This window comes from Pseudonocardia sp. CA-142604, from assembly GCF_050948475.1.
Taxonomy (GTDB): Bacteria; Actinomycetota; Actinomycetes; order Mycobacteriales; family Pseudonocardiaceae; genus Pseudonocardia; species Pseudonocardia alaniniphila.
In genome coordinates, this window is the sequence record NZ_CP192045.1 from 4,829,160 (window position 1) to 4,852,311 (window position 23,152).

Sequence of the window (23,152 nt, forward strand, 5' to 3'; positions counted from 1 at the left end):
TCGCCCGCCCGGCCGCGTGTCAGCCCGTGCTCAGGCCCCGACCTCCGACGCCAGTCGCTGCAGATACCCGGCGAACTGCGCGCGGTCCTTCTCGTCCCAGGTGGCGGTGAGCTCGGCGAACGTGGCGCGTTGCCAGCGGTGCGAGGAGTCGATCAGGGTTCGCCCAGCGGGGGTGAGACGCAGGACGCTGCGCCGGCCGTCGGCCGTTGCCCGTGAGCGCTCGACGTACCCTGCGGCCGCCGCGGCTGCCACCATCCGGCTCGCTCCCGACTGATCGAGGCCGAGCCGGCGGGCGACGTCACCGACCGTGGCACCGTCCGGGTCGCCTGCGCCGCGCGCGCAGGCGATGACGGCCTCGACGGTGAGCACGTGCTGCGCGGTGTCGCCCGCTCCCGCAGCGACACCGCGGACCCATCGTCGAGACCAGAACCTCACGAGCCGGAACAGCGCCGGCCCTCCCTCCTCGCTCGTCATGATCACACCCTAGCCAACGTATGCGTATCGCAGATAATATGCATGCGATACGCATGCGATGTGCCGAGAGGGAACCGTGACGCTCATCCTGAACCACACCGTCGTCCGTGCCAGTGACAAGGAGCGGGCCGCACGGTTCTTCGCCGACCTGCTCGGCCTGGACGTCGGCGCGCCGGTCGGTCCGTTCACCCCGGTTCAGGTCAACGCCGATCTGACACTGGACTTCGACCACCGTGGGCCGGTGGCGGCAGGCCACTTCGGGTTCCTCGTCGACGACGCCACCTTCGACGTACTGCTGGAGCGCCTTCACGACCGTCCGCAGATCCCGTTCGGATCCGGACCTGAGGGCGGGTGGGACCGCCGGATCAACCGGCTCTGCGGGGGCCGGGGCGTCTACGTGGGCGATCCCGACGGCCACAGCTACGAGTTCTTCACCGCGGTGCCCGAGTGAATCCGCGTAATCATGAATGAAATTTCCGACGTGTGGCGGATGCCGGTGCTGACGGGAGCGCGCATGATCGGGTCGTCCCGTGATCGATCTGGAGGAATCCCCGCATGACGTACGCCTTCGATCCCGAGCTCGCCGCCGCCATCTCGATGTTGCCTGTTCTCGACGTCAACGATCTGCCCGCCGCCCGCGCTCGCGGCGCCGAGCTCCGGGCCGAGCTTCCCGAGCCCGACGCGACGGGCGTGCACGTGGAGGACCGGGCCGTCCCCGGCCGCGACGGCGACCCCGACGTGACCCTGCGGATCTACCGCCCCGAGCGGCAGGCGGCCCCGGCGGCGATCTACCACGTCCACGGCGGTGGGTTCATCATCGGTGACCTGGAGATCGACCACGCGCGCAACCTCGAGCTCGCTCGCGAGTTGGGTGTCGTCGTGGTGTCGGTCGACTACCGGCTCGCGCCGGAGACCCCGTACCCGGGACCGCTCGAGGACGTCTACGCGGGGCTGGTCTGGACGGCGAAGAACACCGCCGAGCTGGGCGTCGATGCCCAGCGGATCGCGATCCACGGGGTGAGCGCCGGTGGTGGGCTGTGCGCAGGCCTGGCTCTGCTGGCGCGCGACCGCGGAGGTCCCGACATCGCGTTCCAGTTCCTCGCCATCCCCGAGGTCGACGACCGGCTGTCGACCCCGAGCATGGTCGCCTACACCGACACGCCGGTCTGGAACCGGCCCAACGCGGTGGTGAGCTGGGACTCCTACCTCGGTGCCGGCGTGGCGGGCAGCGCCGACGTCCCGCCCTACGCCGCACCGGCGCGCGCGACCGACCTGACCGGGCTGCCGCCTGCGTACGTCTCGGTGATGCACTTCGACCCGCTGCGCGACGAGGGGATCGCCTACGCGCTGGCGCTGCTCTCCGCGGGGATCACGGTCGAGCTGCACCTGTTCCCGGGCACGTTCCACGGCTCCGCAATGGTGGAGCAGGCGGCGATCGTTCAGCGCGAGCGCGCCGAGGAGGTCGCGGTACTGCGCCGGGCACTGGCGCTGTAGCGACAGGCCGGCGCAGTTCCTTCGGTCCTCAGGGCCTCGGCGTGGGGAACGGTCCGCGGCGGGTCGCGGGGCTCCCTGCGGTGCGGGGGATCACGGGCAGCAGAAGGTAGGAGGGCTGGTCGGGGCCGGAGACGAGGGTGGTGATGCCGCCGAAGACGGCGGCCGGGCGGTCGTCGGGATCGTTGTGCAGGAACATGCCGTGACCTCTCATCGGCACGCCGTACGTCTCGGGCCAGGGCCCGTCACCGGGTACCTCGAAGTCGCGGCCCTGGATGGTGACCGCGAGCCGGTAGCCGGCCGGGACGACGACCGAGGTGGGCCAGATCTCGACGTCCAGTGCCGCAGTCTCCCCGGGAACCAGCGGGGCCGGCTGGTCGTGGGCGTGCCAGGGACGGTGGGGGAGGCTGCGGTCGGGGTCGGTGGCGCGGTGGGATGCGCGCAGCCAGCCGGCGCCGACGACGCCGGCGGGGTCGAGCGCACTGCGGAAGGTGATGTCGGTGCCGTCGGGGTCGAGCACGCGCAGGGTGAGGAAGAGGTCGGCGTCGGTGGTGCTGGACGAGACGTGGAGGTGGGCGGCGGCGGGTCCGGTGATCTCGGTGTCTTCGCTGAACGGCTCGGTGGTGAAGGTCAGCCCGTCGCCGAGGGCCTCGAACCGCACGCCGGTGGTGGCCGTCGGTGGCTGTGTGGCCAGGCGGTGGTCGTGAGGGTGCAGGTGGAGTTCCGTCCAACGGGTGCGAGCGAGGGGCCACTCCTGTTCGGGGCGGAGTTCGAAGGTGCCGTCGACGTGGCGGACGTTGAGCTCCACCGGCGGCTGGTGGTCCCAGCCGGTGTCATCGCCTTTGAGGAAGTGACCGAAGAACCGCTTCTGCAGGGCCACCCCGTAGTCGGTGTAGAACTCCGCGAAGTGTTCGAGGCCATGGACCTCCAGCCACTTCCGCTCCGAGCCGGCGCGGCGGTACCCCTCGAAACCGCCGCGGGAGTGGAGGTGGTGGGCCCAGTTGGTGGCCGAGAGCACGGGGACGGTGATCTTCTCCAGCTCGGCGGAGCGATCCCGGTAGTACTGGTCGTCGAAGCCGTGGACCAGCAGCTCGGCCGGTGAGTCCGCGCGGTTCGCCACCAGTTCCTCGGCCGGGAGCATGGCGGACCCGGCGATCGGTTCTCCGGTGTTCGCGTTCCGGTCCCCTCGGCCGCCGCCACCGTGTTGCACGGCGGACACCTGAACCGGGTACCAGACGGAGACGAAGGTGTTGAGGATGCCGGCGTGGTGGGTGAACTCCCGGTAGTAGTCGCTGGCTCCTTCCCAGGGGCAGATCGCCGCGAGGTGCGGGGGTTGCAACGCGGCGACCTGCCATTGGTTCATCGCGTAGTAGGAAATGCCCAGCAACCCGACCTTGCCGTTGCTCCAGGGCTGGGTGCCCGCCCACTCGATGCACTCGTAGTAGTCGCGGGTCTCCTGCGGGGAGAAGATGTCGAGGTAGCCCGGGGAGCGACCGGCGCCGCGGGAGTCCACACGGATGCAGACGTAGCCGTCCGGCACCCACTTCTCGGGGTCCGCGGTCTCCCAGTTCTGATACTTGTTGGTCGTTCCGGTGACGGCATCGGGGTAGCGGGTGGACAGCGATTCCCACATGCCCGGGAATCCGTCCTGGAACGACAGCCCTTTGGCGTACGGGCCGTGGGTCATGATCACGGGATAGCGGCCGTCCGCCACGGGGCGGAACACGTCAGCCCGCAGCACCACGCCGTCGTCCATCGGTATCGGTACATCCCACTCGATACGCATCCCGTCACGGATCTCACTCTTGTTGTGGGTCATCGCTTCTTTCGGCCGTCGATGGGATGGACTGCAGATTCGGGATGTTCGTGGCAAGCAGGCGCCGCAGCCGCTCGGGAGCGTCGGTGGTCAGCACCGGCGTATAGATCAGCAGGCGCACATGCGGGTGGTCCGACGGTGCGAGCCGGTGCTGCTCCAGATGGAGGTCGCCCACGACCGGATGGTGAAGAAGCCGTTCCCGTGAGGAGAACCCTTCGATGTCGTGGTTCTCCCAACCGGCGCGAAACTCTTCACTCGCCTCCATTAGTCGCTTCACCAGCCGTGCGCACGACGGGTGGCCCAACCGCGGTCCGGCCTCGGCGCGGAACTGGGCGAGGTGGCTGCGGCTCACGCGCTCCCAGTCCGGCGTCATCTCGCGCACGTAGGGGTCGGTGAAGATCAGCCACAGCAGGTTCCGGTCCGCGATCGGGATGGTCGACAGGTCCCGGTAGAGGGCTGTGTATGCCGCGTTCCAAGCCGAAATCGCCCAGTCCGGAGATATGGCATAAGCGGGAAATCCACCGAGCGCCTCGAGCAGCCGCTTTACGGGTGCGGGTGCGGCCTGGGAATCCGGCTCGGGCAGGGGTTGGGGGGCGGAGTAGCCGGCCAGCGACAGGATGTAGTTGTGTTCGGTGGCCGACAGGCGCAGGGTGCGGGCGAGCGCATCCAGCACCTGCCGGGACGGCTTGATCTCGCGGCCCTGTTCCAGCCACGTGTACCACGTGACACTCACGCCGGAGAGGTAGGAGATCTCCTCGCGGCGTACGCCGGACGCGGTCTTCCCCACGACCGGGGGCAGGCCCAGTTGGGTGCGCACGAGTTGCCGGCGGCGTGCCTTGAGGAAGGCGCCCAGTTCATGGCGCTGTCGTGCTTCGGGATTCACGCTCGGCGCCCCGGCTCGTCCGTGTCGCAGGGGGGAGCCCCGCGATGGTCCGGAAGCACGACGAAGTCGCCCTTCGCGGCCACGACATTGCCACGACGCATCCTGTTCTCCTGTTTCCAGACGGCTCGGGGTCCTGATTCTCGACTCGTCACTCGAGCCCGCCGGCCTGCGGGTCCCACAATGGTGCCCGCGACGGCTTTCCCACCCAGGAGTTGTCCCTGGTGGATACCCTGGCGGGCCGGACCAGGGTGTCGGCGGCCGCCCCGGCGCGGCCGCGCCGTGGGCGGGTGCGGCCATGCCCAGCGTGCACGGCACGACGAGAGTTGCCCTGGTAGAGGCCACGTTCCGGCAGTGCGGTCCCCGGTCGATCACACGCCCGGTGCGCATGAACTCGGCCTCCGTCGGCGAACAGCACGAGCGGCGGCCCGTCGTCGAGACGGGCCGCCGGGAGCATGCCGATCCCGATCGAGGTGACCGCGCCGGAACCGGGCAGAGATGCCTTTCTTCCGTTCCGGGGCTGAACGGTGGAACTCGGGCGTGCCGATATGGGCCGGCGCGGAGTCAGCGCGCCGGGTGGAGCCGGCGATGCAACGCTCTGCGGGTCAGTTCGAGTTCGTGCGTCACTTCGGCGGAGATGAGCTCGGCGTGGAGCCCGCTGTGCAGTTCGGCGGTTTCTCCACCGCCCAGCAAGAGAGTTCGATGCCGCTTTACGAGTCGTTCGAGCGAGCTGAGCAGATGGTCGGCCACGGACGCCTCGTCGGATTCGCGGTCCATGGGAGGAGTTGTTTGTGGCATCGAGCAGGATCTCAGCTCTGGCATGTGCCCAGAATTCATTTCGATTTGCTGACGGGTGAAGACGGCCCTAGTGCTAGTAGTGAGACCAACAGGGTGAACAGGTGGTCTCGAAAACTCTCGAGATTCTCCTCGTCGGAAAGCGGCGATAGGTCCGCCCGGTTCCGGATAGGAGGATCATCATTATCCGTGAATGAGCTGTCTTCTCAGAGGTACCAGTAGGCACACCAGTCCCGCGAGCCCTGGGGCGGTGAGGACGGCGAACGCGCTCCCCAGGACGCTCGAGCGGTCGAGTCCGAGCGCCGACCGGTCGAAGCCTTGCTCGAGCACCGGTCGCACCACGTTCGCGCAGACCGTTGCGACGAGGTGGACCAGCAGGTCAGAGGGGAAGCTGCTCAGGGTGGTGCGGATGCTCCTCGCCCTTCGGACCGGCGCCATCTGATCGGGGATGGGCGTGACGTCCGGGGCCCGGATCGGCTCGGGGCGACGTGCGCGGCGGCCTCGAGTCGGTCGACGGGTGCGGGCAGGGCGCGCCGGCCGACCATGTTCTGCGGGGTCGCCGGAATGGCGGCGACATGTTCGAACCACGTGGGGATCATGTACGACGGGAGCCGTTCCCGCAGGCTGGAGGGAAATGTTGGTAGGTTCGGGCGGAGCTGATGCATATGTGCACACGGTAATAGCTCACGAGTGCCCTGATGTCCGATGCCGGCTCGAACGTGTCGACCGCGGCCGCAGTGACGTCCGGCACGTGCTGGAGTGCGGATTCGATCTCGGCCATATCGATGCGGCGATCCGGGAGCTGGACCTGAAACCGCGACGAATTCCCGGTGACACCGAGGGAAATCGGGGATCAAAGCGCGCGACGATCCGAGATCGCGGCGTCTCGCAGCCGCGGGTGTCCGGTTGCCCGGTGGACGGGCCCCGCTCCTACCATCGGGCATGGTGAGGCCCATCAGCTCACCCGGATCCGGGCTGCGCGGTCGGCGCCGCGAGTGTGAGGCGCTGGATCAGCTGCTGGACACGGTACGGGCCGGCCACAGCTGCGTTCTGGTCCTGCGCGGTGAGTCAGGGGTCGGCAAGACCGCGTTGCTCGATGTCGTCAGCGAACAGGCGTCGGGGTGTCGCGTTGCGCGCGTCGTGGGCGTCGAGTCGGAGGCGGACCTCCCGTACGCCGGCCTGCAACGGCTCTGCACACCGATGGTGGGTCGGCTGGAGGGTCTACCCGGTCCACAGCAGGATGCGCTGCGCATCGCGTTCGGGCTGCGTGACGGGGGTGCGCCGGATCGGTTCCTGGTGGGCTTGGCCGTTCTCACCCTCCTGGCCGAGGCGGCCGTCGAGCGACCGCTGGTGTGCCTGATCGACGACGTGCAGTGGCTGGACCGGGCTTCGGTGCACGCGCTGGAGTTCGTGGCGCGGCGCGTGATGGCCGAGCAGGTCGCCATGGTGTTCGCGGTGCGTGAGCCCGGCGATTCCCCGGTGCTGGTCGGACTCCCGGAGCTCGTCGTGTCCGGGCTCGGCGATGCGGATGCACGGCTGCTGCTGGAGTCGGCGCTCCAGGGCGGGTTGGACGAGCGGGTCCGTGACCGGTTCATCGCGGAGACCCGCGGCAATCCACTGGCCCTCTTGGAGCTGCCCCGAGGGCTGTCGGCGAACGAGCTGGCCGGCGGATTCGCTGTGCCGGCGGGACAACCGCTGGTGAGCCGGATCGAGCACAGCTTCCACCGCAGGCTCCGGGCGCTCCCCGGTGACACGCAGCGGCTTCTCCTGACGGCGGCTGCCGAGCCGATCGGAGATGTGATGTTGCTCTGGCGCGCGGCCGGACTGCTCGGCATCACGCCCGATGCCGCGACGGCGGCGGAGGACGCCGGGCTGATCGACTTCGGCGCCGCCCGGGTGCGTTTCCACCACCCGCTGGTCCGATCGGCGGTCTACCAGGCGGCGTCCACCGGAGACCGGCATACGGTGCACCGCGCGCTGGCCGAGGCGACCGATCCGGACGCCGACCCCGACCGCCGGGCCTGGCATCGCGCATCCGCGACCGTTGAGCCCGACGAAGCGGTGGCAGGCGAGCTGGAGCGCTCGGCAGCGCGGGCCGAATCCCGCGGCGGCGTTGCGGCGGCGGCCGCGTTCCTGGGACGAGCGACCGAACTGACGCCCGACCCATCCTTGCGCGGCGTTCGTGCGATCGCCGCAGCACCGGCCGAGCTGGAGGCCGGCGCTCCGGACCTTGCGTCCGGCTTCCTCGCGACGGCCGAGATGGGACCGCTCGACGAGCTCCAGCGCGCCCAGATCGGTCGGCTACGGGCCCGGATCGCGTTCGCCGTGAACCGGAGGGCGGGAGGCTCCGGCGCTGTTGCTCGCTGCCGCTGAGCGCCTCGCACCACTCGACGCGGCGCAGGCACGCGAGACGTATCTCGAAGCACTCGAGGCGGCGATCGCCGCAGGCCGGTTCGGGGCAGGCGACGGAGTCGTCGCGGTGGCCGAGGCCGCCCGCGCCGCACCCCCGGCCCCGGCGCCGCCGCGCCCGGCCGACCTGCTCCTGGATGGCCTGACGACACGGTTCACCGAGGGTTACGCAACGGCCCTGCCGTCGCTCCGACGAGCAGTGCGGGCGTTCCTGCACGATGGGCGCCACGGCAAAAACGACCTGCGCTGGTACGGGCTGGCGTCCCGGGTGGCGCCGGATCTGTGGGAGGACGAGTCGTGGGAGCAGGTGGCAAGCCGCCAGGTCGAGCTCGCGCGTGAGGCCGGCATGCTCACCGTCCTTCCGTTGGCGAGCTCGATCCGGGCAGGTGTTCACGTGTTCGCCGGAGAGTTCGCCCAGGCCTCGGTGCTGGTCGACGAGGTGGAGGCGATCCAGCGGATCACCGGGAACGCGCCGGTGCGGCACACGTCCGTGCTGCTCGCCTCCCTGCGCGGCGAGGAGGGGCAGGCGCGAAAGCTGATCCGCGCCGTGATCCGGGACGCGACCGCGAGGGGTGAGGGACGTGCCACCACGATCGCGGACTACGCCGCCGCGATGCTCGACAACAGCCTCGGCCGCTACGAGGAAGCGTTCCTCACCGCGTGGCGGGCGTGCGAGCACGACGATCTGAGTCTGTACGGCTGGGTGCTCGCCGAGCTGGTGGAGGCCGCCGTCCGGAGCGGGCGGTCCGACGCCGCGGCCGACGCGCTCGGACGCCTCGCCGAGCGCACCCGCGCCAGCGGCACCGATTGGGCCCTCGGAACGGAGGCCCGCAGCCGCGCCCTACTGAGCGACGGCCCGGCCGCGGAAGCGGCCTACCAGGAGGCCATCGACCGGCTCGCCCGCACCCGCGAGGTGCTCTCACTGGTCCGCGCCCACCTCGTGTACGGCGAGTGGCTGCGCCGGGAGAGCCGGCGCAGCGCTGCGCGTGAGCACCTCCGCCATGCACACGACGCTTTCCGTGAGATGGGGGCGGTGGCGTTCGCCGAGCGTGCCCGCCGGGAGTTGCTGGCCTGCGGCGAGGCCGTGCCCCCGAGCAGTCCCGAGGCGCGCGACCAGCTGACCGCCCAGGAGGCACAGATCGCCCGGCTGGCCCGGGAGGGCCGCACGAACCACGAGATCGGCGCCGAGCTGTTCCTGAGTCCCCGGACGGTCGAGTGGCACCTACGGAAGGTGTTCACGAAGCGCGGGATCAGCTCCCGCCGAGAGCTCTGAGGAGCTCCCGCGGAGGAGGGTGCTCTACATTCTCGGACTATCAGTGCTGCCGATAGCCCGCATGGGCCACCGTTAGTCCGAGAACGGGCCGGGCGGCTATCGTCGGATGCGCACTGGTTCACGAATCCCGTCTGCAACATCTACCGTCATCTCGTTGCCGGCGCGGCACCCTGTAGTGTCGGCGGCCTCCGTCACACCTCGACGCCGGGTTCGTGCACCGACGTTCGTCCGGATTGGGTGGGCCGCAATTGTGTCACCGGTACCACGAGGCTGTTCCGCAGGCCGTCTGACCTGCGCGAACGCACTCCGCCACGAGCACCAACTTCGTCACGTCTGCACCTCCGCCGTAGTGCATGATCGGCGGCTTTGGGCTGGTGGAGTTGCCGTTGCTCCGTGTGCTGCCGCAGGGCGCGTACCGGGTGTCACTATGCCAACTTGACGTTCTCGGCGTTTTCCGGAGAGTATCGGCCGGTCTGGACAGATCTAACCGAACGGAAGTGACCGTGGCGCAGCACGTTGAAACCCGGCTTGTCGACGACCTGGATGGTTCCGAAGCCGACGAGACGGTGACCTTCGCACTCGCAGGGCGCCAGTACGAGATCGACCTGTCGGGCGAGAACGCGGCCAAGCTTCGCGACTCCTTGGCGTCGTTCGTCGCTGCAGCCCGGCGCAGTGGTGGCCGTCAGCGCCCCACCTCCACCCGATCCGCTGGTCGAGCCGTGAGCGCGGTTGCGAGCGACCGCGAGCACACGGCGGCGGTTCGGGAGTGGGCCCGGCAGAACGGCCACGAGATCTCCGACCGCGGACGAATCCCCAACTCCGTGCTCGAAGCCTACGAGCAGCGCAATGCTGCTCCGTCGGCCGCGGCGGCGGAGGCCCCCGCGGAGAAGGAAGCCCCTGCGGAGAAGCGCAAGTCGGCGCCCGTGGCCAACCCGTTCGCGGTCGGTCAGTAGGTCGGGCTCAACCGGCGGCCGACCGGCCCCGGCCTCGGGGCCGGTCGGCATCACAGTCGTGCGGCGAGATCCCTGGTGATCCGGTCTCGATCGTGAATGTGCTTACGGTGGCCCGTCGCTCCCGGTGGGGACAGATCGCCATTCACCGTCGAGCAGTGTGACTGACAGTGAACGGATAGCGACGGACGAACCCCTCGATCGTCCGTGCGACCGCAACAGGGTCCTGCAACGGCATTGCATGCGTGACGCCCGGGACGCACACCAGATCGGCATTCGGGAGCTCGCAGGCGAGTGCGCGATTGCGTTGTGAGTACGACGCGGTGAAGTACACGCTCTCGGCTCCGTCGACGAGGAGGACCGGTTGCCGGACGGCCGCGATCTCCCGCACCCCGAATGTCCACTCGGTGAGCGCCGGAAGGTCGTGGCCGAAGAAGTACGCGCTGCTGCCGATCGCTTCCGCGAGCCCGTCCACGCCGAGTTGCCGCACGAAGGCCTCGCGGTAGCCGGGCCCGCACGTCGCCCGCAGGAAGAGGTCGAACCCGTCGTCGAACCGTCCGCCGGCCACCGCGTTCATCGCGCGGGGCATCGCCGGAACGGGTGGTTCGTCCGGAGCGTGCGGACGAGCCGGCTCGATCAGCACCAACGACCGGACCAGCTCCGGGTGCGTGACGGCCATCTGCAGGGCGACGCTGGCGCCACTGGAATGTCCCACCACGTGCGCCCGTTCGATGCGGAGCGATCGCAATGCCTCGGCGCAGTGGCGTGCGTGGTCGAGCACTGTGAGTGATCCGGTCAAATTGCGGCTGCGGCCGTAGCCCGCGCGATGCGTGCGGACCACGCGGTATCCCTGCAGCTCCCGCGCGACCGGCAGGAACCAGTCGGCGCACAGGCCTCCGTGCACCAGCAGCAGCGGCTCGCCCGCGCCGCTCTCCCAGAACGCGATGCCTGCGTCGGGGAACTCCAGCTGGTGAACGGTGGGCGTCAGGTCGATGCCGGTGCGGGACACCTCCCGTGTGAGTCGTCGGACACGGGCATGTAGGAACCGGTGTGTGAGGGTGTCGACATGTCGGTCCATCTCGGCATTTCCATCGTAAGGTCCGTTTCTGCGGGATCGTGCAGCTCGTGCAGGCCGGTGTTCTGAACGGCTTTTCGAGACGCTGCACGGGAACAGATAGATAGATGTCCTCGGGGCGTCAGCGGCCGGATCGAGACGTGCTGAGTATCGCGGCATGACTGCCCGCATACCAAGGAGTGTGATCTAGATTCCTACTGCTCGGTCGGAAATTGACTTCGTGAGCTGTGCAGAAGTCAGGCGCTACGGGCGGCCATACGCAGGGAGAGGCCGTCGAGGGCCCGGTGTGCGGAATCCTCCAGTTCCGCGCGCGGCACCCCGCCGCACGCGAGCACGGCGAGGCCGTGCCGCACGACGCTGATGTAGCGGGCGAGCGACGCCGGATCCTCGTCCGGAGGGAGTTCTCCCTCGGCCTGGGCCTGTTCGTACCGTTCACGGAGCGCGCGTTCCGCCGCAACGCGAAGCCCCACCATATGGTCGGCGACGTCGCGGTTCTCCGGCCCGCACACAAAGGCACCTTGGAGGACGAAACATCCCATCGGGCGCTCGGGGTCGGTGAGCTGCTCGACGCTGCGCAGGAGGTACTGCCTCGTGACCTCCTGTGCTGTCGGGGCCTCCAGCGCCTGGAAGGTGTGGACGGCGTCGACGGCGTAGTAGCGGTCCAGTGCCCGGAAGAAGAGTTCCTTCTTGCTGCCGAACGCGGAGTACAGGGCCGGGCGGTTGATGCCCATGGCCATGGTGAGGTCGGTGAGGCTCGTGCCCTCGTAACCGTGCCGCCAGAAGACCTCCAGCGCGGCGTCGAGCGCGCGCTCGGGGTCGAACTGTCGGGGCCTGCCCACTGCAGCCATGACCAACTCTCTCTTGCGACCTGCCAACCGCCCACGACAAGTCGCGACAAGAGACATGTTATTCCAACGCCTCGGGGCAGGTTCTGCGATCTGCGGTGCGGCGGGCGCGACCATGCCGACGGCATTCGTCAGCTTCCTTCCCTGACGAGCTCTGCTCCCCGTTCCGCGATCATGATCGTCGCGGCGTTCGTGTTCACGCAGACGATCCGGGGCATGACGGACGCGTCGATCACCCTCAGGTTCTCCATGCCCCGCACCCGCATGTCCGGGTCGACCACGGCCTCGTCCCCGGTGCCCATTGCGCACGTTCCGACGGGATGGAAGTAACTGCCGGTTCCGCGCCGCACGAAGGCCTCGATGTCCTCGGCGCCCGTCACGGAGCGCCCGGGGTGCACCTCGGGGCCGCGCCAGTCGTCGAAAGCGCTGTCGGCGACGATCGCGCGCGCCACCTCCAGCCCGTTGACGAGGCGGTCGATATCGCGAGGTTCGCTCAGATAGCGCGGATCGATGAGCGGCGGCGAATCCGGATCGGCGTTCTGGAGCCGGATCCTGCCACGGCTGTCCGGTACCGCTGCGACAGCCAGGGTGAAGGAGTTCGGCGGTACCTTCAGCGCCGCCACATGGAACGCAACATGGATGCACATGATCTGCATGTCGGGCCCGGCAAGTGACTCGTCGCTGCGCCACAGCAGCGAGGACTCGGCGAGGTTCGTCCTTCCGGGCGGAATCTCCTTCTTCCCCTCGTAGATCACGGACGTCAGAGGATGGTCGTGGAGATTCCGGCCGACGCCCGGAAGGTCCTGCACCACGTCGATGCCGACGTCGAGCAGTTCCGCCCCCGGCCCGATCCCGGACAGCAGCAGCAGGCGCGGAGTGTCGACGGTGCCGCACGACACGATGACCTCGCGGGCAGCCCTCATCTCCGTGGTCTCACCACCGTGGCGCACCAGCACCCCGTCGCAACGGGCGCCGCGGAGCAGCAATGTCATCGCGCGCGCCTGGGTGAGGACGGTCAGGTTCCGCCGTTCCAGCACGGCAGGGGTCAGGTAGGCGGCGGCCGTGCTCTGCCGCTGCCCTTGGGTGACCGAGAGGTCGTGCCACCCCACTCCCTCCTGTTCGTCGGCGTTGAAGTCGGGGGTGAGCGGGTGGCCGAGGTGGACGGCCGCGTCGACGAAGGCCGCCGACACCGGGTTCGGATCCTGCGCCGGAGCCGGTCGCATGGGCCCGTCCGTGCCGCGAAAGCGCGGATTGCCATCGGGCACCGATTCCGCGCGCCGGAAGTAGGGGAGCAGATTGTCGAATTCCCAACCCGAAGCCCCCGCATTGCTCCACGCATCGAAGTCGTTGCGATGTCCGCGCAGGTAGACCATTCCGTTGATCGAGCTGCTACCGCCGACGGTATTTCCGCGGGGCCAGTCGTGCTGGACACCACCCATCTCGACTTGTGGGGTCGTCCGGTACGAGTAGTCGATCTCGCTGCCCAGTAGCGTCGGCCACATCGGCGGCATTCGAATCTCGGGCAGGACGTCATATGGTCCATTCTCGAGCAGGAGGACGTTGACGTCGTCCTGCTCGGAGAGCCGGGATGCGAGAACGCATCCCGCTGATCCTGCGCCGACGATGATGTAGTCGAAGGTGGATGTCATCAGAAACCTTCCGATGGCTCGAGCCGCGCGGCCGACCGCGACGCTGGGAGCGGGCGTGGCAGTCCGCGGGCCCGCCGCGTGGACGAGCCCGTGTGAGGTGAAGGAGTGCCGCCGTATTTCCGACTGTTCGGTAGGAAATGAAGCTAGCACGGTCCCGGCGCGCTGACAACGGCGCGGAATTGTGCGGGTCTGATCAAGCGCAGGGAGAAATGTGGCTGATCCGGCGGCGACGCCATTTCCTTACAAACCGGTGAAAACCGCCACAACGGCGACCATTATCGCGTAAGCGACGGCGGCCGCGGCAACCGCCCGCACGCGACGGCGTTCGCTCCAGCTCGTGCGTCCCAGCGCCCATGCCAGCGCGGGCAGCACTGCGATCGCGTGCAGAGCGACGCCGTGCACCGGCTTGAGTGTGCTGATCGCGCTGTAGGCGAGCTGCGCGTTGCCCGTCCGCGCCTCGGTCACGCCGGAGCCGATCATCACGCCTCCGACGACGAGGCCGACGACCAGCAGAGCGAACCCGGAGCGCACCGCCAGGCGCATGCTCCGGCCAAGACCGCGGGCGCCCACCACCGCGCCCGCGGCGAATCCCAGCACCGTCACGATGATCAGTCCGCCACCTGCGGCGAGGGTCATCGAGACCGCGGTGTCGAATCCGGTCGCGAAGTTGAGATGGGAGGGGACACCGCGCCAGGCCTGCATCGTGACCAGCGCCGTCTCCAGCACGCTCACCGCGGTGAACGTTCCGAGCAGCACCGTTCGGAGCGCCGGCCGCAGCGCCAGGGACGACGTCACCCAGGTGACCGCGGCCAGCGTCAGTCCGAACGACAGCCCGAACGTCAGTGCCTTGCGCAGGGACACCGGCCCCAGCCAGGGCCCGTCGGTGACGACCAGTACGCCCAGGTGGACGAGCCCACTCGCGACGAGCAGTGCGGCGACGACGTACGCAGCGCGCTCGATGCTCCGCACCCCGGTCCCGGCGCCGAGCGGGGCCTGCTCACCCGCAGGCCCCGCTCGCCGAGTGCGATCGGCTGCCCGTCACCGCTCATGGCGGCGACGCTAGGACCCGGCCGACGATCAGCGCGTCCTCTCGGCGGAGGACCCGTGAGTACCACCACGGGTGTAGCTCCGCCGGCCCTCGATCACCCCGTGGCCTGCGGCACCGGACCGCGCCGCCCGAGCCGCCCGCGTGCCTTCAGCCACAACACGAGCCCCACGGCCACCGCGGCGAGGGCCGGGACGATCCCGCAGAACGCCATGGCGACCCGCGGTCCGAACGCCGTGGTGATCCACCCGATCATCGGGCCGCCCAGCGGCGTGCCGCCGACGAACACCAGCATGTAGAGCCCCATCACCCGGCCTCGTATCTGCGGGTCCACCCACGACTGCACCGAGGAGTTGGCCATGGCCTGGAAGGTCAGGTTGACCACGCCCAGCACTATGAGCGCGCCGAGGAACGCCCACAGTTCCGGTGACAACGCGGCGGCGGTCTGGGCGAGGCCGAACGCGAACGCCGCGACGACCAGCGTGCGCAGCCGGGTGTGCGTCCGGCCGCCCGCGATGAGTGCCCCCACCACCGAGCCGACGGCGATCACGACGTTGAACAGTCCGTAGAGGTCGGCCCCGCCGTGGAACGTCGTGTCGGCCATGGCCGTGAGGACCACCGGGAACTTCAGGCCGAAGGTGCCGATCACTCCGACGAGGAAGATCGTCCAGGCGACGTCGGGTCGCTCTCGGACGTAGCGCAGGGCTGAGCGGAGCTGGCCCTTGGCGCGCTGCACGGCGGGAGCGGGCACGAGATCGGCTGAGCGGATCAGCGTGAGTCCGATCAACGGGGCCGCGTAGGACGTCGCGTTCGCGGCGAACGCCCACCCCGTGCCGACCGTGCCGATCAGCACGCCGGAGACCGCCGGGCCGAGCAGCCTGCTGGTCTGGAAGACCGCCGCGTTCAGTGCGATCGCGTTTCGGACGTAGTGCGTCGGCACGAGCTCGTTGACGAAGACCTGCCGGGTCGGGTTGTCGACAACCATCACCAGGCCCTGGAGGAGTGCGAGCAGGTAGACGAACTCCACGCGCATCTGCCCGGTGAGGGTCAGGACGGCGAGCGTTCCGCTCAGGCTGCAGTTCAGTCCCTGGGTGACCATCAGGATGGCCCGCTTCGGGTAGCGGTCGGCGATCATCCCGCCGTGCACGCCGAGCAGGAGCATCGGCAGGAACTGCATGGCCATCGTGATGCCGACGGCGGCGGAGCTGCCCGTCAGCTCCAGTACCAGCCAGTCCAGCGCGATGCTCTGCATCCACGTGCCCGTGCTGGCGACGCCGTGGCCGACGATGTAGATCCGGTAGTTGTGCACGCGGAGCGCGGCGAATGTGCCCCTGCGGTGCGTCGTAGCGGTGGTGCTTGCGGGTATTTCGGCCGTAGCCGTTGTCACAGAGAGCCCTTCATAGCGTCGAAAGATCACCTCCAGTCTGGAAGGAGAACGGGATATTGTGAACGTCGATCAGCCGACTTACTGTTATTGCGGGGCGTTATGGCCATCACGTACGACCCGATCCAGCTCCAGACCTTCCTCGCCGTCGCCCAGACCCGCAGCTTCACGCAGGCGGCGGCACGCCTCGGCATCCGCCAGCCCACCGTGAGCCAGCACATCCGCAAGCTCGAGGAGGCCACCGGCCGGGTGCTCGTGCAGCGCGACACGCACTCGGTCACGATCACCACGGACGGCGAGGCCATGATCGGGTTCGCCGGCTCGATCCTCGCCGTGCACGAACAGGCGGCCGCCTATTTCAGCGGCGAACGCCCGCACGGCAGGCTGCGAATCGGCATGTCCGACGACCTTGCGCTCACCCGGCTGCCGCAGATCCTGCGCGACTTTCGTCGTGACCACCCCCTGGTCGATTTCGACCTCACCGTCGACCAGAGCGGCAGCCTGCACCGGAGGCTGGAGAACGACCGGCTCGACTTGTTCGTGGGCAAGCGCCCTCGCGGCGAGCACCGTGGCCAGCTCGTGCGCCGCGACCGCCTGGTGTGGGTGGGCAACGGCTCCACCAGGCTCGACTTCGGCAAGCCGCTCCCGCTCGTCGTCTATCCGATGCCGAGTCTCAGTCGCTCGGCGATGCAGAACGCGCTGGAGCGCACCAACACCGCGTACCGCAGTGCGTGTATCTGCCGGGGCGTCAACGGCCTGATCGCCGCGGTCGCTGCCGGCATCGGCATCTCCGCGCTGGCGAGCAGCCTCGTCCCGGTGCAGCTGACGTCGCTCGGTCCGCAGCATCGCCTTCCCGAGCTCGGCTACATCGATCTCGTGCTGCTCACCAACCCCCGCACCGAGCAGCGTCCGGCCGCGAAAGCGCTGGCCGCGGCCGTGCTCGCGAGTGGTCCCACCAGCCTGTCTGCCACCTGACGGTCGTACGAGCGGCGCTGTCGTCGCTCAGGTCCGGACCGCCGTGCCGCTCGTGCGGTGGCGCTCGGCGGCGCCCGTCAGGAGCCTGCGCAGAGCGGCGGCGGGTGCCGTGGGATCCGTGCCGCGCCAGCAGACGACCTGGTCGGGGCGCAGCAACAGCGCGCAACCCTCCGGGAGGAACCCGGCCGCCAGATGGTGCACCGGCAGGGGCAGCGGTGCGGCCGCGGCGCCGCGCTCCCAGTCGGCCGGGTCGCCGTTCACGACGAGAGCCCATCCGGGACCGGCCAGGTCGAGGGTCGAGCGCGTGTGGCCCTCGTCGAGCCATTCGTGCGGTACCCGCGTGCCCACGCGGCCCGCGGGTGCGAACACGTCGACGGGTTCGATCTCGCCGCCCTCGTCGGGGCCGCCCACGAGGGCGCCGGACGGGTACTGGAACCCGCCCGCGGCCAGCACGAACGGGTGCGCGAGGGTCTCGTCGGCCGTGGCCGCCGAGCGCAGGTCGGCCGAACGCCTGCTCGACTGGTCCGCGGCGAACCACCCGGCGGGGCGCCGCTCGGCGTCGTAGCTGTCGAGGAGATCCGGTGCCGCGGCGCCGGACAGCACGGCCGCGAGCTTCCAGCCCAGGTTGTGCGCGTCGGCGATGCCGGTGTTGGCGCCCGTCGCCGCATACGGTGGCATGACGTGCGCGGCGTCGCCCGCCAGGTGCACCCGCCCGGCCGAGAAGCGGTCGGCGACGAGCATCTCCGGCTGCCAGGCGAGCACGCTCAGAACCTCGAGCTCGGGAACGGGCACGCCGAGCGCGGTCCGAAGCAGAGTCGGCCAGTCCCGCTCGGTCCCGCCGCTCGCCATGAACACCCAGCGGGAACGACCGTCGACGGAGGCGAGCGCGCCGGGAGCGTCCGGGTGCTCGATCTGACAGAGGTTGAACTCCCGGCCGTGCACGACGTCGGCGAGGTTCGCCCGGAAGTAGACGTTCACGGCGGGGCCGCCGATCGCCCCACGTCCGGAGAGGCCGATCCCGAGCGCGGTACGTACCGGGCTGCGTGCGCCGTCCGCCGCGACGAGGAACGGCGCCTGCAGCTGCTCGTGCCGTCCGCTCGCCCGGTCGTGGAGCTGGGCGACCACACCGTCCGGCCCGGATGTGAAGCCGGTCAGCTCCGTGCTGAACCGGACGTCGGCGCCGGCCTCGGCCGCCGCGCGACGCAGCACGGGCTCCAGGACGTCCTGGGCCACGAGGCAGGGCAGCTCGGGACCGGGCTCCACGTACGTCCCGTCGGGAGCGGACGGTAGCCAGAGCGGCAGCTGCTCGGACTCCGCGAGCGTTCTCCCCACGGCCATGTGGTGATGCTCGGCCAGGTCGCGGGCGGCCTCGTGCACGAGGCCGGCGATCCCGAGCTCGCGGAACACCTCCATCGTCCGCGTGTGGAATCGGCGCGCCTTGGGCTGCAGCGACGTGGTGGCCCGCTTCTCCACGAGCGTCACCTCGACGCCGTGGTGGCGCAGTACGAGGGCTGTCGTCAACCCGACGAGCCCGCCTCCGGCGACCAGTACCTGTGTACGTCGTACATTCACGGTGTACTTAGTACACGACGGCTAGGATGCCGGCAATGTCCTCGTCGACCGATCCGAGTCAGGTGCCGGGCGGGCTCGTCTGGTTCGACGAGCCCCCGCCGCCGCGCGCCACGGAGCAACTCAGTCGCGAGAAGGTCGTGGCGGCCGCGATCGCCGTCGCGGACGCCGAGGTGCGCGGAGAGGTCACGATGCGCGCGGTCGCGGCCCGCCTCGGCGTGCGCAGTCCGATGGCCCTCTACCGGTACGTCGGCAGCAAGGACGGGCTGGTCGACCTCATGGTCGACGAGGTGTACGGCGAGATCGACGTGCCTCCGGCCGACGACTGGCGGGAGTGCCTGCGTGGCCTGGGGTGCTCGACGTGGGAGGCCGTGCAGCTGCACCCCTGGTTCGCCCGGCTCGCCTTCAGTCGTCCGCCGCTCGGACCGCACGCCCTCGCCACGTACGACGCGGTGCTCGCCGGGCTCGCCGGGCTTCGCCTCGACGCTGCGACCCGCATGGGATTCATCGACACGGTGCTCGGCCAGGCGCTGGCGTCCGGGCTCGCGCTGCTCGAGGAGCGGGCCATGCGCGAGCGCGTCGGCCTGCTCACCGACGAGCAGCTCGGCGCCGCCGCTCGTCCCTACCTGGAGCGGATCACGGCCGAGGGCCGCTACCCGCACTTCATCGCGTGGGCCAACGACCCCGGTCGCTTCCAGCCGCCGCCGAACTCCTTCGAGCAGGTGCTGGAGTGGCTTCTCGACGGGCTTGCCCGCCTCGCCGACGTTCGCGCCTGACGCGCGGACATCCCTTTTGCTGCTCGCATGCAAGCGTTGATGCCGATATGTGACCGCCGCAGCAACCATGATCACACTGGTGCAACGCCGTGCGACGTGGTGCCGATGGATCGATGGCGTCCACGGCAGGACGCACGTGATGTGTGGAGGCGATGGTGCAACACCTGGTGGCGACGCGGTTGCTGCAGAACCCGCTGGGCCAGCCGGCGGCGCCCGGGGCCCGTGGCGACATCGTCCGGGTGAGCGACGGGCGGGCCTCGGTGTACCTGCTCCCGCACGAGTACGAGGCCGCTGACGACCGCTCGCTTCGGTGGTTGCTGGCCCAGAAATCCGTGCGCGCCTCGTAATCACGCGGACCGCCTCGCCCGGATGAGAGCCCTGATCCGATAACCTGCGGCTGAAAAGCGACATGAGAAGCCGATAGGTGACGAGTGGGATTGGCCGGGCGAATTGTGATCGCTTCTCGATAAGTGTTGTGCGTACACTGAGCATCTCCGGTTGTCGCTCTCGAATGTGATCGGCCCACGATGTAGTCCGAGTTGATCAACCGGATTCGAGTCGGACAGATCCGGGTGGGACGCATGAGCTTGTCGATGATGGGTGGTTTCCTGCTGGCGGTCGTCGTCGGCGCCATGGTGCCCGGTGCGACGACCGCGCTGGTCGTCCGCCGCAGCGCGCTACACGGCCCGGCAGCAGCGGTCCCGGTGATCGCCGGCGTGGAGTTGGGGCTGTTCACCTGGGCGTTCGCCACGGCGGTGGGCACGGCGGCCCTGGTGGCGGTCAGCGAGGCGGCGTTCCTGGGGCTGAAGATCGCCGGTGCCTGCGTGCTCGTGTACCTCGGGATACAGGCCTGGCGCGCCGCCCGGAAGGACGTCGTCGACGAGTTGCCGCAGACCGCGGCGTCGCGCGGCCGTTGGCGGGACGCGGGCGCCGGCCTACTGACGAACCTGGCCAATCCCAAGGTCGCGGTGTTCACCTTCGCGTTCTATCCCCAGTTCGTCGCAGCCGGGCCCGGGATCGTGCACCGCACGCTGCTGCTGGCCCTGGTGCAGGTGGTCGTCGACGGCTCGTGGTTCCTGCTCGTCGCGATGATGGTGGGGCGGATCCGCGGGCTGTTCTCCCGGGCGAAGGTCCGGCGCGTCCTGGAGCGCGTCACGGGCACCGTGCTCGTGGCGCTCGGGCTCGGCGTGCTCGCCGAGAACGGTTGATTCCGGTTTCCCACGGTTTCCGAGAGAAAGCGGTGAAGAGACGATGACCGACCGTCCACGTCGCATCCTGGTCCCGCTGCCGGACCGCGACTTCGACACCACCGAGAGTTCGGTGGTGTGGGACGCGCTCGACACGGCGGGCCACGAGGTGGTTTTCGCCACCGAGCACGGTGCTGTGGCGGAATGCGACCGACATCTTCTCGGTCCGGGTTGGCGCAACCCGTTCCCGGCGGAGCCCGCGGTGGTCGCCACATACCACCGCATGACGGCTTCCCCGAACTTCCGACGGCCGATCCGGTACTCGGAGATCGACGCTTCGCAGTTCGACGCGGTGCATCTGCCGGGCGGCCACTCGCCGGGTATGAAGCAGTATCTGGACAGTCGGCTCCTGCAGGAGAAGGTGGCCACGTTCGACGCCGCCGGAAAACCGATCGGCGCCGTGTGCCACGGAGTGCTCGTCCCGGCGCGAGCACGCAACCAGAAAACGGGAAAGAGCCTGCTCGCCGGGCGTACCGTGACCACGCTGATCAAGCCGATCGAGCAGTACGCCTTCCGCAGGACGTTCTATCGAGTCGGGCGCCGCTACCGCACCTACCGGACGTACACCGAGGACGAGGTACGTGCCGCCGTCGGTCCTGCCGGCCGGATCGAGCACGGTTCCTCGTGGCAGGAGCCGCTGGTGGTGGTCGACGGATTGATCGTGACGGCCCGATACCCGGTCGACGTGGAAGCGTATGCGGAGCGGTTCGCGCGGTTGGTCGAGAATGCGAGGTCGAAGCCCATCAGCTGACGATCGGCATCGACCGGGTAGTTGCACCTGGTGAGTAGGGACTTTCGCCTCTGCTCGTTTCCGGCCCGATCCAGCGATTCTCGACGTGTCGGAGGAAACGCAGCACCCGCCGGCCGACGGCCGGTCGCATCAGCGTCCCGGCCGGAACGGCGCGGATGCGTCACGCGGCGCGAGGCGTGACGGACGGCTCGCGCGCGCACCTCCGACAGGCCCGGGGGCTGTGCTTCGTGTTGGGGAGCGACGGAGCGCCGGCCCCCGGGCACCTGGCCTCCCGCTCCCGACCCGGACGACCATCACGTCAGAAGGAGATCGGCGACGTCCCTGCGTCGTGTGGCCGGAACGGGCCATCCACGGCCGATCCGCAGCCCTGCTTGCGGTGGCCTGCTGTCGCCGACGAGCCGGCCCAGCTCCGCGCGCGCCTGCGGCACCTCGACGACATGCGACAGGAGTGAGACGGCCAGACCATCGGCGGTCGCCGTGAGCAGCACATGCTGAAGGGCCTGTCCCGCCTGCACGTCCCCCGCCGGGCCGGGCAGGCTGGTCGTCAGGACGGCGATGAGCGGCTCCTGCTCGAAGTCCTTGCCCGGCGCACGCACCCGGCCCGAGCCCGCCGTGAAGTCGCGCAGCACCCAGCGGTCCTGGGGCTCGGGAAGCGGGCCGCCTGCCGGTAGGGGTACCCCGTCCGACCGGTCCGGAGCGACGCCCGTCCATCGCTCGGTCTCCGCCTGGACGAGGGGGTCGGCCAGCTGGACGCGGTGCGCTTCGGCCGCGATCCGCTGCATCTGCGCCCGTTGTCCACGGTGCTCGATGATGTGCAGGCGGCCGCCCTCCTCGGCGGCGGCACGGCACAGTTCCGTCTGCTCGGCCGCGGAGACCCGCACGTCGCTGAACGGATGGCGGTTGCTGCGCCGTTGCGGGATCGCACGGAGCAGACGGAGCTGTTCCGGCGAGGGTGGAGCCGCAGCGCCACGGTGGACGAGCGCGACGAGGCCTGGCCGATCGTGGTCGGGGAGGACGGTGACCCGCGGGCGGAAGCCGAAGCCGTGCACGGCGATGCGGAGGTTGAACAACGCGGCGCCACACGCGAGACGCAGTTCGCGGTCGTGCGGGTCGGTCGCGGGGAGCCGGCGGTCCGGGTCGGCGTGCAACTCGATGACGTCGTCCGTCACGCGGAAGAGCCACGGCTGGGAGTTGTGCAGCGAGGGCGCTCGCCCCGCCGCCCGCAGCACGTCGGCGACCTGAGCCGGGGAGAGGCCCAGTGCGCCGGGAACCGTGGTCATCGGAACGTCAGCCCGCGGCCGCACGCCGAGGGCAGAGGCGGTGTCCGGTGAGATGCTGCAGGGGGACGGCGACGACGTGTGCGGCGGGGCCGGGCGCCCACCCCTCGGGCACACCGCCGGTGATCACCGCCAGTCGCGCGGAGTCGACCACCTCGTACGCCTGTCCGACTCCCAGCACGCTCCACCCGGTCCGCGTCGCCGGGTCGAGGTTGTCGACCTGGAAACCGACGACTGCCGCGCGGGCCGCCGCGAAGTGGCGCCCGCCTCCGGTGCGGAAGAGGACTTCCTCACCCTCGAGGAGGTAATGCACGGGTAGCGCGGCAGGCATCGCGGCCTCGGTGAAGACGATCCGGCCGACGTCGACCTGGGCCAGCAGCCTCAGGCATTCGCTGCGGTCCAGTTCCACGAGCTCCGCGACGGCGGCTGCGCCACGCGGGTCCGATCGGGTCACGGCGTCGAGCTTCCCGG

General features: G+C 69.7%; 21 protein-coding genes and 2 pseudogenes. 10 read left to right on the forward strand and 13 right to left on the reverse strand.

Features of this window, described 5'->3' with window-relative positions; translation table 11 throughout:
* Window positions 1-30: 30 nt before the first annotated feature.
* Window positions 31-474 (reverse strand): MarR family winged helix-turn-helix transcriptional regulator, encoded by a 444-nt coding sequence (locus ACQPZQ_RS21815; RefSeq protein ID WP_433298737.1) that lies wholly within the window; start codon window positions 472-474, stop codon window positions 31-33.
* Between the two features lie 76 nt (window positions 475-550).
* Here ACQPZQ_RS21815 and ACQPZQ_RS21820 point away from each other — a divergent pair, with 76 nt between their 5' ends.
* Both ACQPZQ_RS21820 and ACQPZQ_RS21825 read left to right on the forward strand, forming a co-directional pair.
* Complete coding sequence (locus tag ACQPZQ_RS21820; protein WP_433298739.1) at window positions 551-925, forward strand: VOC family protein; 375 nt, start codon at window positions 551-553, stop codon at window positions 923-925.
* 104 nt (window positions 926-1,029) lie between these two features.
* Complete coding sequence (locus tag ACQPZQ_RS21825) at window positions 1,030-1,968, forward strand: alpha/beta hydrolase (protein ID WP_433298741.1); 939 nt, start codon at window positions 1,030-1,032, stop codon at window positions 1,966-1,968.
* A gap of 28 nt (window positions 1,969-1,996) precedes the next feature.
* On the opposite strand, the gene ACQPZQ_RS21830 is transcribed toward ACQPZQ_RS21825, so the two are convergent.
* From ACQPZQ_RS21830 to ACQPZQ_RS21840, 3 genes are all read right to left on the reverse strand, one after another.
* Complete coding sequence (locus ACQPZQ_RS21830; protein ID WP_433298743.1) at window positions 1,997-3,784, reverse strand: CocE/NonD family hydrolase; 1,788 nt, start codon at window positions 3,782-3,784, stop codon at window positions 1,997-1,999.
* Complete coding sequence (locus ACQPZQ_RS21835; RefSeq protein ID WP_433298745.1) at window positions 3,765-4,664, reverse strand: helix-turn-helix transcriptional regulator; 900 nt, start codon at window positions 4,662-4,664, stop codon at window positions 3,765-3,767. The genes ACQPZQ_RS21830 and ACQPZQ_RS21835 overlap by 20 nt, the downstream gene beginning before the upstream one ends.
* Window positions 4,665-5,225: 561 nt before the next feature.
* Window positions 5,226-5,411, reverse strand: a complete 186-nt coding sequence (locus ACQPZQ_RS21840) for a hypothetical protein (protein WP_433298747.1) — start codon at window positions 5,409-5,411, stop codon at window positions 5,226-5,228.
* A 987-nt stretch (window positions 5,412-6,398) separates the two neighbouring features.
* Here ACQPZQ_RS21840 and ACQPZQ_RS21845 point away from each other — a divergent pair.
* The 3 genes and pseudogenes from ACQPZQ_RS21845 to ACQPZQ_RS21855 all read left to right on the forward strand — a co-directional run.
* Entirely contained in the window at window positions 6,399-7,829 is a 1,431-nt protein-coding gene (locus ACQPZQ_RS21845; protein WP_433298749.1) for an AAA family ATPase, read from the forward strand.
* Window positions 7,813-9,138 carry a helix-turn-helix transcriptional regulator gene (locus tag ACQPZQ_RS21850; protein WP_433298751.1) on the forward strand — a complete coding sequence of 442 codons (1,326 nt, stop codon included), beginning with the start codon at window positions 7,813-7,815 and terminating at the stop codon, window positions 9,136-9,138. Before ACQPZQ_RS21845 ends, ACQPZQ_RS21850 begins: the two co-directional genes overlap by 17 nt.
* A 503-nt stretch (window positions 9,139-9,641) precedes the next feature.
* Window positions 9,642-9,986: pseudogene (locus ACQPZQ_RS21855) on the forward strand (histone-like nucleoid-structuring protein Lsr2); the annotation flags it as partial.
* A gap of 247 nt (window positions 9,987-10,233) precedes the next feature.
* Here the strand turns inward: ACQPZQ_RS21855 and ACQPZQ_RS21860 are convergent.
* The 5 genes from ACQPZQ_RS21860 to ACQPZQ_RS21880 all read right to left on the reverse strand — a co-directional run bounded on the left by ACQPZQ_RS21860 (window position 10,234) and on the right by ACQPZQ_RS21880 (window position 16,089).
* Window positions 10,234-11,097 carry an alpha/beta fold hydrolase gene (locus ACQPZQ_RS21860; RefSeq protein ID WP_433298753.1) on the reverse strand — a complete coding sequence of 288 codons (864 nt, stop codon included), beginning with the start codon at window positions 11,095-11,097 and terminating at the stop codon, window positions 10,234-10,236.
* Between the two features lie 302 nt (window positions 11,098-11,399).
* Window positions 11,400-12,011 (reverse strand): TetR/AcrR family transcriptional regulator, encoded by a 612-nt coding sequence (locus ACQPZQ_RS21865; protein WP_433298755.1) that lies wholly within the window; start codon window positions 12,009-12,011, stop codon window positions 11,400-11,402.
* A gap of 128 nt (window positions 12,012-12,139) precedes the next feature.
* Entirely contained in the window at window positions 12,140-13,657 is a 1,518-nt protein-coding gene (locus ACQPZQ_RS21870; protein ID WP_433298757.1) for a GMC family oxidoreductase, read from the reverse strand.
* Between the two features lie 240 nt (window positions 13,658-13,897).
* The gene (locus ACQPZQ_RS21875; protein ID WP_433298759.1) at window positions 13,898-14,626 is read right to left on the reverse strand and encodes a hypothetical protein; all 729 of its coding nucleotides are present in this window, start codon (window positions 14,624-14,626) and stop codon (window positions 13,898-13,900) included.
* Between the two features lie 173 nt (window positions 14,627-14,799).
* The gene (locus tag ACQPZQ_RS21880) at window positions 14,800-16,089 is read right to left on the reverse strand and encodes an MFS transporter (RefSeq protein WP_433298761.1); all 1,290 of its coding nucleotides are present in this window, start codon (window positions 16,087-16,089) and stop codon (window positions 14,800-14,802) included.
* A gap of 99 nt (window positions 16,090-16,188) precedes the next feature.
* Here ACQPZQ_RS21880 and ACQPZQ_RS21885 point away from each other — a divergent pair, with 99 nt between their 5' ends.
* Window positions 16,189-17,061, forward strand: coding sequence for a LysR family transcriptional regulator (locus ACQPZQ_RS21885; RefSeq protein WP_433298762.1), 873 nt, complete (start codon window positions 16,189-16,191; stop codon window positions 17,059-17,061).
* A 27-nt stretch (window positions 17,062-17,088) separates the two neighbouring features.
* On the opposite strand, the gene ACQPZQ_RS21890 is transcribed toward ACQPZQ_RS21885, so the two are convergent.
* Both ACQPZQ_RS21890 and ACQPZQ_RS21895 read right to left on the reverse strand, forming a co-directional pair.
* On the reverse strand, window positions 17,089-17,514 hold the full coding sequence (locus ACQPZQ_RS21890) for a hypothetical protein (RefSeq protein ID WP_433299303.1): 426 nt from the start codon (window positions 17,512-17,514) through the stop codon (window positions 17,089-17,091).
* A 78-nt stretch (window positions 17,515-17,592) separates the two neighbouring features.
* A pseudogene (locus ACQPZQ_RS21895) lies at window positions 17,593-18,636 on the reverse strand (FAD-dependent monooxygenase); the annotation flags it as partial.
* 32 nt (window positions 18,637-18,668) lie between these two features.
* Between ACQPZQ_RS21895 and ACQPZQ_RS21900 the strand changes: the two are divergent.
* The 4 genes from ACQPZQ_RS21900 to ACQPZQ_RS21915 all read left to right on the forward strand — a co-directional run bounded on the left by ACQPZQ_RS21900 (window position 18,669) and on the right by ACQPZQ_RS21915 (window position 21,404).
* Window positions 18,669-19,406: a TetR/AcrR family transcriptional regulator C-terminal domain-containing protein gene (locus ACQPZQ_RS21900; RefSeq protein ID WP_433298764.1), complete on the forward strand. Its 738-nt coding sequence runs from the start codon at window positions 18,669-18,671 to the stop codon at window positions 19,404-19,406.
* 152 nt (window positions 19,407-19,558) lie between these two features.
* On the forward strand, window positions 19,559-19,753 hold the full coding sequence (locus tag ACQPZQ_RS21905; RefSeq protein WP_433298766.1) for a hypothetical protein: 195 nt from the start codon (window positions 19,559-19,561) through the stop codon (window positions 19,751-19,753).
* A gap of 234 nt (window positions 19,754-19,987) precedes the next feature.
* A complete protein-coding gene (locus tag ACQPZQ_RS21910; RefSeq protein WP_433298768.1) occupies window positions 19,988-20,614 on the forward strand; it encodes a LysE family translocator in 627 nt (208 codons plus the stop codon).
* A gap of 43 nt (window positions 20,615-20,657) precedes the next feature.
* The gene (locus tag ACQPZQ_RS21915) at window positions 20,658-21,404 is read left to right on the forward strand and encodes a type 1 glutamine amidotransferase domain-containing protein (RefSeq protein ID WP_433298770.1); all 747 of its coding nucleotides are present in this window, start codon (window positions 20,658-20,660) and stop codon (window positions 21,402-21,404) included.
* A 293-nt stretch (window positions 21,405-21,697) separates the two neighbouring features.
* Here ACQPZQ_RS21915 and ACQPZQ_RS21920 read toward each other — a convergent pair whose 3' ends face one another.
* Entirely contained in the window at window positions 21,698-22,684 is a 987-nt protein-coding gene (locus ACQPZQ_RS21920) for an Acg family FMN-binding oxidoreductase (RefSeq protein WP_433298772.1), read from the reverse strand.
* A 7-nt stretch (window positions 22,685-22,691) separates the two neighbouring features.
* Window positions 22,692-23,135, reverse strand: coding sequence for a pyridoxamine 5'-phosphate oxidase family protein (locus ACQPZQ_RS21925; protein WP_433298774.1), 444 nt, complete (start codon window positions 23,133-23,135; stop codon window positions 22,692-22,694).
* Window positions 23,136-23,152 lie beyond the last annotated feature (17 nt).

What these genes read in the sequence shown, in the direction of transcription:
- ACQPZQ_RS21920 (WP_433298772.1), bottom strand. Translation starts at nt 22,684, where the DNA reads ATGACCACGGTTCCCGGCGCACTGGGCCTCTCCCCGGCTCAGGTCGCC.
- ACQPZQ_RS21830 (WP_433298743.1), bottom strand. Translation starts at nt 3,784, where the DNA reads ATGACCCACAACAAGAGTGAGATCCGTGACGGGATGCGTATCGAGTGG.
- ACQPZQ_RS21885 (WP_433298762.1), top strand. Translation starts at nt 16,189, where the DNA reads ATGGCCATCACGTACGACCCGATCCAGCTCCAGACCTTCCTCGCCGTC.
- ACQPZQ_RS21815 (WP_433298737.1), bottom strand. Translation starts at nt 474, where the DNA reads ATGACGAGCGAGGAGGGAGGGCCGGCGCTGTTCCGGCTCGTGAGGTTC.
- ACQPZQ_RS21865 (WP_433298755.1), bottom strand. Translation starts at nt 12,011, where the DNA reads ATGGCTGCAGTGGGCAGGCCCCGACAGTTCGACCCCGAGCGCGCGCTC.
- ACQPZQ_RS21915 (WP_433298770.1), top strand. Translation starts at nt 20,658, where the DNA reads ATGACCGACCGTCCACGTCGCATCCTGGTCCCGCTGCCGGACCGCGAC.
- ACQPZQ_RS21825 (WP_433298741.1), top strand. Translation starts at nt 1,030, where the DNA reads ATGACGTACGCCTTCGATCCCGAGCTCGCCGCCGCCATCTCGATGTTG.
- ACQPZQ_RS21905 (WP_433298766.1), top strand. Translation starts at nt 19,559, where the DNA reads ATGGTGCAACACCTGGTGGCGACGCGGTTGCTGCAGAACCCGCTGGGC.
- ACQPZQ_RS21870 (WP_433298757.1), bottom strand. Translation starts at nt 13,657, where the DNA reads ATGACATCCACCTTCGACTACATCATCGTCGGCGCAGGATCAGCGGGA.
- ACQPZQ_RS21900 (WP_433298764.1), top strand. Translation starts at nt 18,669, where the DNA reads ATGTCCTCGTCGACCGATCCGAGTCAGGTGCCGGGCGGGCTCGTCTGG.
- ACQPZQ_RS21845 (WP_433298749.1), top strand. Translation starts at nt 6,399, where the DNA reads ATGGTGAGGCCCATCAGCTCACCCGGATCCGGGCTGCGCGGTCGGCGC.
- ACQPZQ_RS21910 (WP_433298768.1), top strand. Translation starts at nt 19,988, where the DNA reads ATGAGCTTGTCGATGATGGGTGGTTTCCTGCTGGCGGTCGTCGTCGGC.